The organism is Bacillus sp. ISL-55 (genome assembly GCF_018613155.1).
Taxonomy (GTDB): Bacteria; Bacillota; Bacilli; order Bacillales; family Cytobacillaceae; genus Mesobacillus.
Window position 1 is genome coordinate 1 of the sequence record NZ_JAGGQU010000036.1, and the last position, 13,234, is coordinate 13,234.

Genomic DNA, 13,234 nt, shown 5'->3' on the forward strand with positions numbered 1-13,234 from the left:
ACCCATGCTGGGCGCACACATTAAGAAACCCGCCTTGATACCAAGGCGGGTTTTGAGTTATATATTCATCTCAGGCTAATGCCTCTTTTTTCTTTTTATACTGTTTTATAAAACCGATGATAGCGGGTATGAATGCCGTTAACGAGACAAGCATTAAAGTAAGGAATAAATTCTCTACTACCCATGAAATATTCCCTAGGATGAACCCTGCCGCCAGCCAGAGTGAGGTCCAGATCAAACCCCCGATAAGGTTAAAGCATAAAAATGTCTTATATTCATATCCGGTGTATCCTGAAACAAATGGCACGGAAGTTCTCATGAGCGGAACAAACCTCGAGGCAGAAATGGCTAGCCTGCCATAGCCAGATAAGAAATCCTTCGCTTTGCCAATGGATTTATCTGATGTTAAACGGTTTAGATAATGTTTTTTGGAGTTTAACTTCATTAGCTGCTTGCCAATGAAGAAATTCTGACTGTCACCCAGGATTGTTGCAGCTGCAAAGAGCATAAACAAGCTATTAAGATCCAAATCGCCGGTAGCTGCCAGAGTTCCGCTTGCAAAGACCATTGAATCCCCTGGCAAAAATGTTAGGATGACGAAAGCCGTTTTAAAGTAAACAATTAAAAACAACATTATATAAATAGCTGCCCCATACTCATCAATATAGTAGTGGAGACTTGTATCAATGTTTTTTAGCAACGGAATGATTTGGTCCATTACGCCATCCCCCCTACCAGATCTCCTGACCGTAAATACTTCGATATATATCTATTGAAACATAATCTTATGTCAGTTTGCCAAATAGAAGAACCAAGCTGAATTTTGATTTTGTTAAAAATTGTATACCCATCCATTTTTATTCATTGTCTACTCACCTTGACACAAAGATTACAAACAGAAAATGTTATTGGATAAAAAGATAGTTATTTTCGAATAATAACGTCACATTAGTAATTATCTATAGAATACATACTTTAATGTTAAATGTGATTAATTGCTGGAGGTTTTTCTCTTGGAAGATATTAACCATAACGTTAGCCTGTCATCAGGAGAATTAGCGAATCTTTGGAGTCAGTATATGAATGATTCGTTATCTATTTGCGTACTGACCCATGCCGTTAATACGGTTCAGGATGAAGACATAAAGGAGATCCTTCAATTTGCCGTGAACCTTGCTGAACATCACATTGTAAAAATCAAAGAGTTTCTAAAGCAGCAAAATTACCCGAGGCCAAAAGGTTTTACCCTGGATCAGGATATTAACCTGAATGCTCCTCCTTTATTTTCAGATACCTTTATGTTGGTATATATGCATATCATGACATTGCATGGTATGACAGGCTATGCTGGGGCAGTGGGTACTTCAGTCCGCGCCGATCAAATCACCTATTTTATAGAATGTAATAATGAAGCTATGGCATTATACGAACGAACCGTTCACTTAATGCTAAAAAAAGGCATATACAGCAGAACACCACATATCAATAGTCCAGCAAAAATAGATTTTGTAGACAATAAAAGTTATTTATCTGGCTGGTTTGGAAAAAAGCGTCCATTAAATGCAATGGAAATTAGCGGGCTAAGTTTAAACATGCAAAAGACAGCAGTAAAAGTTGTACTGGAAATTGGATTTGGACAAATCTGCCAATCAAAAGAACTTCAGAAGTACTTTAACAAAGGAAGAGATATCTGTAAGAAACATTTCGAGACTTTTAGGTCATTTTTAATTAAAGACAATTTATCTTCTCCAAATTTATGGATTTCAGAAGTTACTAATTCAACTGTACCTCCATTTTCAGACAAACTGATGTTATTCCACATCGTCACATTAATTTCCGCAGCTGTTGGGTTTTATAGCGCAGGTTTGTCAGTATCACAAAGACGGGATCTTGCTTTGGAATACACAGGACTTGTCACAGAAATCGGGTTATATGCAGAGGATGGGGCTCAGCTGTTAATAAAAAACGGATGGCTTGAACGGCCACCGATGGCAGATGATAAAGATGCCTTATTCAATAGCCAGTAAAAAGTTTCTACTAAAAGATAAGTTCCTTAAGTTCTGATTATTATATTTGATATAAAAAAAACATGCAGCCTCTCATGGCTGCATGTTTTTTATTTATGCTTGGCTGCTCCCCATTCAGATGGATTCTTACGCCATTCTGCCAGGCTGTCAATATTCCCCTTCGTGATTAGCCCTTTTTCCTCTGCCAGGTTTGCAAGTGTCGTAAAGTCAGTCAAAGAATATGCTGTGATATTAGCTGCGCTAAGCTGCTGCCTTCCTTTGTCTAGTTCATATGTAAAAATCGAGACAACCCCGAGTACTTCGCAGCCTGCTTCTCGCAATGCCTCGACTGCTTCAATAACACTGCCTCCTGTTGAAATTAAATCCTCAACAACGACGACCTTCTGGCCCTCGGTAACCTTTCCTTCAATCTGATTCCCTTTCCCATGTCCCTTTGCTTTCGAACGCACGTAGCTCATTGGCAGATCAAGCAACTCGCTGACCCATGCCGCATGAGGGATTCCGGCTGTTGCAGTTCCGGCGACCATTTCTGCCTGAGGAAAATGTTCGGAAATCAAGTTCTTCAGTCCGTTGGCAACTTCCCTGCGAACTGCCGGGTATGACAGAGTCAGACGGTTGTCACAATAGATAGGGGATTTTAGGCCAGAAGACCATGTAAACGGCTGATCCGGCTGTAAGCTGACGGCTTCAATTTCAAGCAAAGCTTCTGCGATTTGTTTTTTCACTTGTATACACCCTTCCATTCATTTTTGATTGCCAGGTAGCTCTCAAGGGAATTTGCGGCACGGGTAATCGGCCTGCCAACTACGATTGCCGATATACCCTGTTTCCTTGCAAATTCAGGCGTTGCTGTTCGCTTCTGATCCTGCAGCGCACTTTCTGCCGGCCGGATGCCAGGGGTGACAGTGATAAAGTCTGCTCCTAACCGCTCATGGATTAAACCAGCTTCATTCGGGGAACAAACTACACCATCTAGACCAGAACTTTTTGCCAGATTTGCATAATTTAATACCGATTCCTGCAAGCCTGCTCCAATTTGTTGTTCCTGCTTAACCTGACTTTCAGATGTGCTTGTGAGCTGGGTGACTGCGATACAGTATGGTCTTTTTTGTCCAGGTGCAGTGCCGGATTCAAGTCCCTCGAGTGCCGCGCCCATCATCTCCGATCCTCCAGCAGCATGGACATTTACAATGTCACACCCCAGTCCAGCGAGCACCTTCATCGCACTTTTTACCGTATTAGGAATGTCATGGAGTTTCAGGTCAAGGAAGATTTTATGATTCTGCTTCTTTAACTCCTCAATGATGGACGGCCCTTCGGCATAAAAAAGTTCCATTCCAACTTTTACAAAAAGCTGTTCATGTTCAAAAGGCTTTAGGAATTCCATGACCTGGGTTTTCCCAGGAAAATCAAGGGCGATAATAAGCGAGTCTTTCATTCTTCTTCCAGCTCCTTCCCGTTAATTCAGAAATATGTTCTGCCCCAAGTTTATTTAGCCATTCCGGTAACTCTTCAATTATCTTCGGACATATAAATGGATCAACAAAGTTCTGTGTTCCAACGGCAGCAGCACTTGCACCGGCAAGGAAAAACTCGATGACATCTTCAGCGGACTGAATACCTCCCATTCCAATGATTGGAATCGATACGCGCTGGCTGACTTCATAGATCATCCTGATGGCAACTGGCTTCACGGAAGGGCCCGACAAGCCGCCGGTTTTATTTGCAAGAATCGGCTGCCCTGTCATAAGGTCGATTCTCATGCCAAGTAAAGTGTTGATCATCGTAAGTCCATCCGCACCGCCATCCTCAACTGCCCTGGCGATTTTCACAATGTCTGTAACATTCGGAGAAAGTTTCACATATACAGGCACTTCAGACACTTCTTTTACCTTTCGGGTCAGTGCCTTGGCCATCTCCGGATCTGTACCAAATGCAATCCCGCCTGTTTTGACATTTGGACATGATATGTTTAGTTCAAGTGCATGGACATTCGGAGCCTTGGATAACTGCTCTGCTACCTTTATGTAATCATCCTCCGTTGAACCAGCTATGTTCGCAATGATTGGCACATCAAACTGCTCTAACCATGGAAGCTCTTCGTTAAAGACCTTTTCGAGTCCAGGATTTTGCAGGCCGATTGCATTCAACATTCCGCCCGGTGTCTCAGCAACTCTTGGAGTTGGATTCCCGAATCGAGGTTCAGGTGTCGTCGCTTTTACCATGATTGCCCCTAGCAAACTCAAATCATATAATTGACTGAACTCTCGGCCAAAACCAAAGCAACCGGAAGCCGGCATTACCAGATTCTTCAAATTAAGCCCTGGCAGCTGGATTGATAGCGAACTCATATGACAACCTCCCCTGCTTGAAATACTGGCCCATCGCTGCAGACCTTTTTATATGAAAAGCCTTGCGGATCATCCTTCGTATGGCAGACACATGCAAAGCAAGCACCAATTCCGCATCCCATCCGTTCTTCGAGAGATAAATATGTTTTCGGCGCATAATGACCACCCTCGATTGCCCGTAACATCGGTGTCGGACCACAGGCAAAGACAATATCTGCTGGAAGCTCTAATCCATCAAGAATATCAGTGACAAACCCTTTTCTTCCGTAAGACCCATCCACAGTCGCCACAAAAACTTCTCCGAATTCAGCCAGCTCTTTTTCGTAAAAAACAGCATTTGCTGACTGGAATCCGATAATACTTATGACGTTTACTCCTTTACGGGCCAGCTGCTTAGCCAACTCATACATGGGAGGGACTCCGACGCCGCCGCCAACCAGGACAGCTGTCTGTCCCCGCTTCGCTTCATCCACAGGAAAGCCATTGCCTAATGGTCCCAGAAGATCGACACTCATACCTATGGACTTATCGGCAAGCAGAGAAGTTCCTTTTCCCTGCCTCCGGTAAATAATCGTGAACGTGCCATTATTGATTGAAGCGATGCTAATTGGCCTGCGCAGCAGCGGATCGAATCCGTCTGCTACCTTTACATGAACAAACTGTCCGGCCTGTGCCATTTCAGCGGAAAGCTCACCTTCCAGGACTAATTCAAAGATATCCTCTGCAATTGGTCTGTTGCTGACTATCTTGCAGTTTTCCTGCCTGATCATGAAAGCACACCTTCTTTGGCCGACTCCATCGGCTTTAAGGCATCTGCTGAAAATGTCATAGATTCAATGACTCTCAAAATCGCTTTTGCAGTATCCAGTGAAGTCAGGCAAGGCACGCCATTTTCCACAGATTCGCGGCGAATCCTGAACCCATCACGTTCCGGCTGCTTGCCTTTTGTCAACGTATTGATGACCATCTGTGCTTCTCCCTTGCGAATCACATCAATCAGGTTCGTGCCTTCAGAACCGATTTTTCCGACTGTTTTCACCTTAATGCCAGCAGATTCGAGATATTTGGCTGTACCTTCTGTTGCCATCAATTGATAGCCAATGTTCGAGAATCTTTTTGCAAGTGCCAAAGTTTCTTCTTTATCCTTATCTGCGACTGTAAGCAGGACTGTACCGAATTCTTTTATTTTCATACCGGCTGCAATCATGCCTTTATATAAAGCTTTTTCCAGTGTCGTATCCTTGCCCATAACTTCACCGGTGGACTTCATTTCTGGTCCGAGCGTGATGTCTACGCGGCGTAATTTTTCGAAGGAGAACACCGGAACCTTCACAAAAACGCCTTCTTGTTCAGGCACAAGTCCTGTTTCGTAGCCCTGTGCTTGCAGGCTTTGCCCAAGGATGACCTTCGTAGCGATCTTCGCCATCGGTACATTGGTGATTTTGCTCAGGAATGGTACAGTACGGCTGGAACGCGGGTTCACTTCAAGCACATAGACTTCTTCATTTGCAATGACATATTGAATATTCAGCAAACCGACAATGTTCAAGCCTCTTGCCAGATCGATCGTATAGTTCACAAGTTTTTGTTTTACTTCCTCGCTGAGGCTCTGCGGCGGATAGACCCCGATTGAATCTCCCGAGTGGACGCCAGCTCTTTCGATATGCTCCATAATGCCTGGAATTAGTACATTTTTCCCATCGGAAATCGCATCGACTTCTACTTCTTTTCCAGTCAGATAACGGTCGATCAGCACAGGATATTCAGGATTTACCTTCACTGCGTTTTTCATATAATGCAGAAGTTCTTCTTCCTTATAGACAATCTCCATTGCCCTTCCCCCAAGTACGTAGGATGGACGAACAAGAACCGGATAGCCGATTTCTTCAGCAATCAATGCTGCTTCTTCAACTGACTTAGCTGTGCTTCCCTTCGGCAGCGGGATTTCAAGATCAGATAGTGCGTGTTCAAACTTGTCGCGGTCCTCTGCACGATCCAGATCTTCCAGGCTTGTTCCGAGAATCTTCACTCCTCTGTCGACAAGCTTTGCAGCCAGGTTAATCGCTGTTTGGCCCCCGAATTGGACGACAGCGCCAATTGGGTTTTCGAGATTGATAATGTTCATGACATCCTCAATTGTTAACGGTTCAAAGTACAATTTATCCGAGATGCTGAAATCGGTAGAGACCGTTTCAGGGTTGTTGTTGACGATGATAGCCTCATAACCCGCTTCTTTGATTGCTTTTACGGAGTGGACAGTTGCATAATCGAATTCGATGCCCTGACCGATCCTGATTGGCCCGGAGCCCAGCACAATGACGCTTTTTCTTTCTGTCACTACTGATTCATTTTCTTCCTCATATGTGCTATAAAAGTAGGGCGTTTCCGATTCGAACTCAGCGGCACAGGTATCGACCATTTTAAAGACAGGGATCAGACTGTTATCAAGCCGCCACTGGTATACACCCTGTTCTTCGACATTCCACAGACTGGCTATTACCTTATCAGAAAAACCTTTCTGCTTTGCTGATTTGGCTGTTTCCAGGTCAAACTTCTTTTCAGCCAGCTCTTCCTCAAAAGCTATTAGTCTCTCTAATTTATGAAGGAAGAATAAATCGATTTTGCTCCAGCTGTGAAGAGTTTCAATGGATATGCCTCTTCTGATTGCCTCTGCAAGGTAAAATAATCTCTCGTCACCAGCCTTGCGAATTCTCTTTTCCAGCAATTCATCGTAGATTTCGCTTTGATTATTCAAAGAAAGGTGAATTACATCAGCTTCAAGCGAACGGATCGCTTTTAACAGTGACTCTTCGAAAGTACGGCCGATTGCCATAACTTCACCAGTTGCTTTCATCTGTGTTCCAAGTGTGCGGTTGGCTGATTCGAACTTGTCAAATGGCCAGCGCGGGATTTTTGTTACAACATAATCAAGCGCGGGTTCGAAGCAGGCATATGTTTTCCCTGTCACAGGATTCAGCATTTCATCAAGCGTCAGTCCTACAGCAATTTTCGCTGCAAGCTTGGCAATTGGATAGCCAGTTGCTTTAGAAGCCAACGCTGATGAGCGGCTGACACGCGGATTTACTTCAATTACATAGTAGTTAAAGCTGTCAGGATCAAGTGCGAGCTGGACATTGCATCCTCCTTCAATTTTCAGGGCCCTGATGATTTTCAGGCTGGCATTCCTGAGCAGCTGGTATTCGCGGTCACTCAATGTCTGGCTCGGCGCTACGACGATGGAATCCCCTGTATGGACTCCGACCGGATCGAAGTTTTCCATATTGCAGACTACAATGGCGTTATCATTGCTGTCCCGCATCACTTCGTATTCGATTTCCTTGAAACCGGCAATACTCTTTTCTAGCAAGCATTGACCTACAGGACTGTTTTTAATACCGCTTGTAACAATCTCGATAAGCTCTTTTTCGTTGCTGCAAATTCCGCCGCCGGTTCCTCCCATTGTAAAAGCAGGGCGGACAATCACTGGGTATCCGACTCTCTCCACAAAGGTATAAGCCTCTTGAAGATTGTGGATGATGTCGCTGTCAGGGACCGGCTGGCCGAGCTCGTTCATCAGGCTTCTGAACAGCTCCCTGTCTTCTGCCTGGTTGATCGCATCAAGCTTCGTGCCGAGAATTTCTACATTGCATTCTTCCAACACTCCTGCTTTCGCTAGCTCCACAGCCAGGTTTAATCCTGTTTGACCCCCAAGTGTCGGCAGGATCGCATCCGGGCGCTCCTTGCGGATGATCCTTGCCACAAATTCAAGAGTAAGAGGCTCAATGTATATCACATCTGCAATTTCGGTGTCAGTCATGATGGTTGCAGGATTCGAGTTGACGAGGATTACCTTATAGCCTTCTTCCCTCAGTGCGATGCATGCCTGTGTTCCTGCATAATCGAATTCTGCCGCCTGGCCAATGATGATCGGACCTGACCCGATGACTAATATACTGTTAACATCTTTACGCTTTGGCATGTGTGACAGCCTCCTTTTTTTCTGCTTCTACAAGCTCGATGAATTGATTGAATAATCCGTTCGCATCCTCCGGTCCTGGTGAAGCTTCCGGGTGATATTGGACAGTAAATGCCGCCGCTGTTTTATGGGCAAGACCTTCAATTGTTCCATCATTCAATGCTATGTGCGTAACCTCAAGCTCGGTACCTGTGACAGAGCCTTCCGTGACGGTATATCCATGGTTTTGCGAAGTTAGAGCTACTTTTCCCGTCCTTAAATCTTTTACTGGATGGTTTGAGCCGCGATGCCCGAATTTCATTTTCTCTGTATTTGCGCCGCAGGCAAGTGCGAACAGCTGGTGGCCAAGACAAATCCCAAACAATGGAACCTTGCCCAGCAAGCCCTGGATCATTTCGATTGCTTCTGGAACATCCTTCGGGTCCCCAGGTCCATTTGACAGCATGATGCCATCCGGGCTCAGACTGAGAATTTCCTGGGCAGTCGTATTGTAAGGGACGACAACCACATCGCAATTACGATCATTCAGTTCTCTTAAAATCCCATGCTTCAGGCCAAAATCAACAAGGACAACCCTGTGGCCGCGCCCTGGACTAGGATAAGCTGTTTTCGTTGATACTTCCATTACCTGATTGTTCGGCAGTGTTTTGCTTTTAAGAGCAGCAATAATATCTTGAGGATTTTCATCGATCCCGCAAATTGAACCCTTCAAGGTTCCGTGTTTACGAATGATTTTTGTCAGCTTCCTAGTATCAATTCCAGCAATGCCCGGGATGTTTTTCATTTTAAGATAAGCGTCCAAAGAAAGTTCTGAGCGCCAGTTGGATGGATATTCGGCATTTTCCTTTACGACGAGACCGTGGACAGCAGGACTGATTGATTCAAAATCATCCCGGTTGATTCCATAATTACCGATTAACGGGTACGTCAGGGTGACAATTTGCCCGCAGTAAGAGGGATCTGACAGGATTTCCTGGTAGCCTGTCATTCCTGTGTTGAAGACAACTTCCCCAATCGCCTCCGTTTCACTTCCAAAGCCTTCTCCAATAAATACCGTGCCATCTTCCAAAATCAACTGTTTTTTCATACGCTCACAACTCCCTTTTCCCAGACAATTTTTCCTTCAGCGATCGTCAGTACTGGCCATCCTTTGCATTTCCAGCCTGAAAATGGTGTGTTTCTTCCTTTTGATAAAAATTCATCTGGATTGATTTCCTTTTCTTCTTCAAGATCAATCAATACCACATCGGCCGGCGCGCCAGCTTTTAGCTGTCCATAAGGCAATCCGAAAGCTTCTGCGGGTTTGACAGTCAAAAACTCAAGCAACTGTTTTAAGGTAATGATGTTTGTTTTGACCAGATGCGTATATAAGAGCGGGAACGCTGTCTCCAGTCCGACAATCCCAAAAGGCGCTAACTGGATTCCCTCTGCTTTTTCTTCGATTGTATGTGGTGCATGGTCAGTAGCGATAAAGTCGATTGTTCCGTCCAGCAGTCCTTGTATCAAAGCCTCGTGGTCTGCCTTGCTTCTTAGCGGCGGATTCATTTTATAGTTGGCATCATTGCCTTTAATGTCATCTTCATTTAATAGCAAATGATGTGGAGTGACTTCCGCTGTCACTTTTATGCCATATCTTTTTGCGTCCCGGACTGCCCTGACAGATTCTTTCGTGCTGATATGGCAGACATGATAGTGGCATCCTGCTTCTTCTGCCAGCAGGATGTCTCTTGCTATATGTACAGATTCGCACACTGACGGGATTCCGTTGATTCCCAGTTCAGCAGCTTTTCTTCCCTCGTGTAGAGAGCCTTTATTGATCAATGTATTGTCTTCGCAATGTGCTACGATTGCAATATCCAGCTGTGCAGCCTTTTTCATTGCCTCAAGCATCATTCCCGCTGACTGGACTCCGACACCGTCATCGGTCAGGGCAAAGGCACCGGCTTCTTTTAATTCTGCAAAATTCGTTAGCTCCTGACCTAGTTCACGTACAGTAATAGAGGCATATGGCAGAACCCTTACGGAAGCTGTTTCCTCAATTTTTCTCTGAAGCCATTCCATCTGGTCTTTTGAGTCCGGAACAGGTCTTGTGTTCGGCATTGCGGCTACTGTTGTGAAGCCGCCCTTAGCTGCAGCAAGTGTCCCTGTAGCAATCGTCTCTTTCTTCTCTCCGCCTGGCTCTCGCAGGTGGACATGCAGGTCAACCAATCCTGGCGCAACCAGCCTGCCTTCTGCATCAATGATTTGCTTAGCATCTGCAGAGATTTCATTGCCAACTTTTGTGATTTTCCCGTTTTCTATTAAAATATCAACTGATTCAAACCCGTTCTCAGTAACTAGTTTGCCATTTTTGATTAGCATCGACATATTCCCTTCCCCCATTTCTATTTTCAAGTGCTCTTTTTAATACTGCCATCCTGATGTACACACCATTTTCCATTTGTTTGAAGATCCGTGACTTCTGACTTTCAACTAATTGATCTGCAATTTCGACGCCGCGATTGACCGGTGCTGGATGGAGAATAATGCTGCCCTTCTTCATCAACTTTTCTCTTTCAAGCGTTAAACCATACGATTTATGGTACTCATTTTTATCAAACAGGAGTTTGCCATCATGCCGTTCATGCTGGACTCGAAGGAGCATGACCACATCAGCCAACTCGATCGCCTCGTCTACTGACATATAGCAGCAGCCAGCTGGAAGCTGACTTTGATTCACCCAATCCTCTGGTCCTGAAAAAACAACTTTTGCTCCAAGTCTGACAAGTGCATCTGCATTGGACCTCGCTACACGGCTGTGGAGGATATCACCGATTATTGTTACTGTAAGCCCTGCAAATCTTCCGAATTCCTGCTGTATTGTCATAAGGTCGAGCAATGATTGTGTTGGATGATGCCCTTTTCCATCGCCAGCATTGATGATGGGAATCGAAATCCCTTTTTCAAGTTCTGTGAAATAACTGTCAGCACCGTGCCTGATTACGACCGCGTCGGTGCCGATCGCTTCAAGTGTTTTAACGGTGTCGTATAATGTTTCGCCTTTCAGTACACTTGATGTCTGGACCTCAAACGGGATCACCTCAAGTCCCAGCTTGCGTTCAGCCATCTCGAAGCTCGACTTCGTCCTCGTGCTTGGCTCGTAAAATAAATTGCTGATGAACAGCCTCTCTTTTGGCTGCCAAATCTTCCCGCCGGCAAATTCACTTGCGGACAAAATAATTCCCTGTATTTCCGTTGCACTAAGCTGTGAAGTCGTCAGTAAATCCCATTTCATGGCTGATTCCCCTCCATTTTTTCAAGAAAAAAAGCACCCTGTTTTCTGACTCAACAGGGTGCTTGACTATGAGCTTGCCGGCATAAACCCCGAATTTTCGGGTTTGCGTGCATCTTGAATAAGCCGGTTCGCTCATAACACCCTTTTAAGCCTCTCTGGACTTTATTAAAAGGTGGTACTATGCTACATCGTTCTTTTTCTCAGTTTTTTTTTCTTCTTCCACTTTAAACATATCTTCTTCAATATCCGGACGTCCTGGCAGCACAAGGTTAAGGATGACTCCAATCAGGGCAGCTAAGGCCATGCCATGTATTTCAAAGTTTTCATTTAGCTTAATGAATGCTCCGCCAATCCCGATAACCAGGATAACTGATGAGACGACAAGGTTTCTTGTGTTGCCAAAGTCGATTTTGCTGTCGACAAGCATTCTCAAACCTGATGAAGCGATGATCCCGAACAACAGGATGGAGACGCCTCCCATAACCGGTGTTGGGATTGAGCTGATCAATGCCGTAATTTTGCCGATGAATCCGAATACGGTTGCGATGATGGCTGCTCCTAGCAGGACATATACGCTGTACACTCTTGTAATCGCAAGGACACCGATATTTTCGCCGTAAGTCGTCTTTGGCGGTCCGCCGATCAAACCGGAAATCATCGTAGCCATTCCGTCACCCATGATGGAGCGGTGAAGACCTGGCTCTTTAATATAGTCTCTCCCGACAACCTTGCTCAGAACAAGCTGGTGGCCGATATGCTCGGACAATGTCACAATTGCTACCGGAACCATCAGCATGACGATTTCCCAGCTGATACTTACATTGTAATGAACGAATGGGAAGATAAAGTCTGGCATCTCGAATATATCTGCTTTTTTTACTCCGCTGAAGTCTACGATTCCTATTGCCATTGAGTAAAGATACCCGACAATAATCCCGGCAAGGATTGGAACCATGCTGAGCATTCCCTTTCCATAAATCGAGAAGACGATTGTCGCTGCAAGAGTTACTAAAGCGGCAGAGAAATGAATCAAGCTGTATTCAGTAGTTCCAGGGACATTCATTGCCATGCTGACCGCAGTTCCTGCAAGTGAAAGTCCAATGACAATGATGACTGGGCCGACTACAACCGGTGGCAGCAAGCGCATAATCCAGCGGTAGCCTGCTTTTTTGATGATAAGTGCAACGATTCCGTAGACCAAACCTGCAAGGAAGGTTCCAACCATGGCTGCACCTGGTCCCCCTCCCGCTTTGGCTGCGATGATCGGAGCAATGAAAGCGAAGGATGATCCGAGATAAGCCGGAACCTGGAATTTTGTGATGATCAGGAAAGCGATCGTTCCAAGTCCGCTTGAAATCAAAGCGATTGCCGGACTTAAGCCGACCAGGTAAGGTACAAGGATTGTCGCGCCAAACATGGCGAATAAGTGCTGAATGCTAAGTGTGAACCATTGGAATGGTGATGGTACATCTTTAATATCTAGGATTGGTTTGTTCATATTTATTCCCCTCTCTTTTGTACAAAAAAAACCCTCTTTGCCAGTAGATACAAAGAGGGTAAGGGTTAAAAAAACCCGCACAAAGCCATCAGCCATGCGTTCCCCCTT

General features: G+C 45.0%; 11 protein-coding genes. 1 reads left to right on the forward strand and 10 read right to left on the reverse strand.

What is annotated here, in order from left to right:
- Positions 1-70 precede the first annotated feature (70 nt).
- Complete coding sequence (locus J7E32_RS16715; RefSeq protein WP_214909533.1) at positions 71-718, reverse strand: VTT domain-containing protein; 648 nt, start codon at positions 716-718, stop codon at positions 71-73.
- 295 nt (positions 719-1,013) lie between these two features.
- Here J7E32_RS16715 and J7E32_RS16720 point away from each other — a divergent pair, with 295 nt between their 5' ends.
- On the forward strand, positions 1,014-2,027 hold the full coding sequence (locus J7E32_RS16720) for a DUF3231 family protein (RefSeq protein ID WP_214909536.1): 1,014 nt from the start codon (positions 1,014-1,016) through the stop codon (positions 2,025-2,027).
- Positions 2,028-2,116: 89 nt separating this feature from the next.
- Here J7E32_RS16720 and pyrE read toward each other — a convergent pair whose 3' ends face one another.
- The 9 genes from pyrE to J7E32_RS16765 all read right to left on the reverse strand — a co-directional run bounded on the left by pyrE (position 2,117) and on the right by J7E32_RS16765 (position 13,126).
- The gene (gene pyrE / locus J7E32_RS16725) at positions 2,117-2,752 is read right to left on the reverse strand and encodes an orotate phosphoribosyltransferase (protein ID WP_214909538.1); all 636 of its coding nucleotides are present in this window, start codon (positions 2,750-2,752) and stop codon (positions 2,117-2,119) included.
- Positions 2,749-3,465, reverse strand: a complete 717-nt coding sequence (gene pyrF, locus J7E32_RS16730; RefSeq protein WP_214909540.1) for an orotidine-5'-phosphate decarboxylase — start codon at positions 3,463-3,465, stop codon at positions 2,749-2,751. Before pyrF ends, pyrE begins: the two co-directional genes overlap by 4 nt.
- Positions 3,437-4,378 carry a dihydroorotate dehydrogenase gene (locus J7E32_RS16735; protein ID WP_214909550.1) on the reverse strand — a complete coding sequence of 314 codons (942 nt, stop codon included), beginning with the start codon at positions 4,376-4,378 and terminating at the stop codon, positions 3,437-3,439. Before J7E32_RS16735 ends, pyrF begins: the two co-directional genes overlap by 29 nt.
- The gene (locus tag J7E32_RS16740) at positions 4,375-5,148 is read right to left on the reverse strand and encodes a dihydroorotate dehydrogenase electron transfer subunit (protein WP_214909552.1); all 774 of its coding nucleotides are present in this window, start codon (positions 5,146-5,148) and stop codon (positions 4,375-4,377) included. The genes J7E32_RS16735 and J7E32_RS16740 overlap by 4 nt, the downstream gene beginning before the upstream one ends.
- A complete protein-coding gene (carB, locus tag J7E32_RS16745; protein ID WP_214909561.1) occupies positions 5,145-8,357 on the reverse strand; it encodes a carbamoyl-phosphate synthase large subunit in 3,213 nt (1,070 codons plus the stop codon). Before carB ends, J7E32_RS16740 begins: the two co-directional genes overlap by 4 nt.
- Positions 8,344-9,441: a carbamoyl phosphate synthase small subunit gene (locus J7E32_RS16750; protein ID WP_214909563.1), complete on the reverse strand. Its 1,098-nt coding sequence runs from the start codon at positions 9,439-9,441 to the stop codon at positions 8,344-8,346. Before J7E32_RS16750 ends, carB begins: the two co-directional genes overlap by 14 nt.
- Positions 9,438-10,721: a dihydroorotase gene (locus J7E32_RS16755; protein WP_214909565.1), complete on the reverse strand. Its 1,284-nt coding sequence runs from the start codon at positions 10,719-10,721 to the stop codon at positions 9,438-9,440. The genes J7E32_RS16750 and J7E32_RS16755 overlap by 4 nt, the downstream gene beginning before the upstream one ends.
- Positions 10,684-11,628 (reverse strand): aspartate carbamoyltransferase catalytic subunit, encoded by a 945-nt coding sequence (locus tag J7E32_RS16760; RefSeq protein ID WP_214909567.1) that lies wholly within the window; start codon positions 11,626-11,628, stop codon positions 10,684-10,686. Before J7E32_RS16760 ends, J7E32_RS16755 begins: the two co-directional genes overlap by 38 nt.
- Before the next feature lie 178 nt (positions 11,629-11,806).
- Positions 11,807-13,126: a solute carrier family 23 protein gene (locus tag J7E32_RS16765; RefSeq protein WP_214909569.1), complete on the reverse strand. Its 1,320-nt coding sequence runs from the start codon at positions 13,124-13,126 to the stop codon at positions 11,807-11,809.
- Positions 13,127-13,234: the final 108 nt, after the last annotated feature.

Coding starts and splice junctions, on each gene's coding strand:
- J7E32_RS16755 (WP_214909565.1), bottom strand. CDS start 10,721: ATGTCGATGCTAATCAAAAATGGCAAACTAGTTACTGAGAACGGGTTT.
- J7E32_RS16750 (WP_214909563.1), bottom strand. CDS start 9,441: ATGAAAAAACAGTTGATTTTGGAAGATGGCACGGTATTTATTGGAGAA.
- J7E32_RS16735 (WP_214909550.1), bottom strand. CDS start 4,378: ATGAGTTCGCTATCAATCCAGCTGCCAGGGCTTAATTTGAAGAATCTG.
- carB (WP_214909561.1), bottom strand. CDS start 8,357: ATGCCAAAGCGTAAAGATGTTAACAGTATATTAGTCATCGGGTCAGGT.
- J7E32_RS16765 (WP_214909569.1), bottom strand. CDS start 13,126: ATGAACAAACCAATCCTAGATATTAAAGATGTACCATCACCATTCCAA.
- J7E32_RS16760 (WP_214909567.1), bottom strand. CDS start 11,628: ATGAAATGGGATTTACTGACGACTTCACAGCTTAGTGCAACGGAAATA.
- pyrF (WP_214909540.1), bottom strand. CDS start 3,465: ATGAAAGACTCGCTTATTATCGCCCTTGATTTTCCTGGGAAAACCCAG.
- J7E32_RS16715 (WP_214909533.1), bottom strand. CDS start 718: ATGGACCAAATCATTCCGTTGCTAAAAAACATTGATACAAGTCTCCAC.
- J7E32_RS16740 (WP_214909552.1), bottom strand. CDS start 5,148: ATGATCAGGCAGGAAAACTGCAAGATAGTCAGCAACAGACCAATTGCA.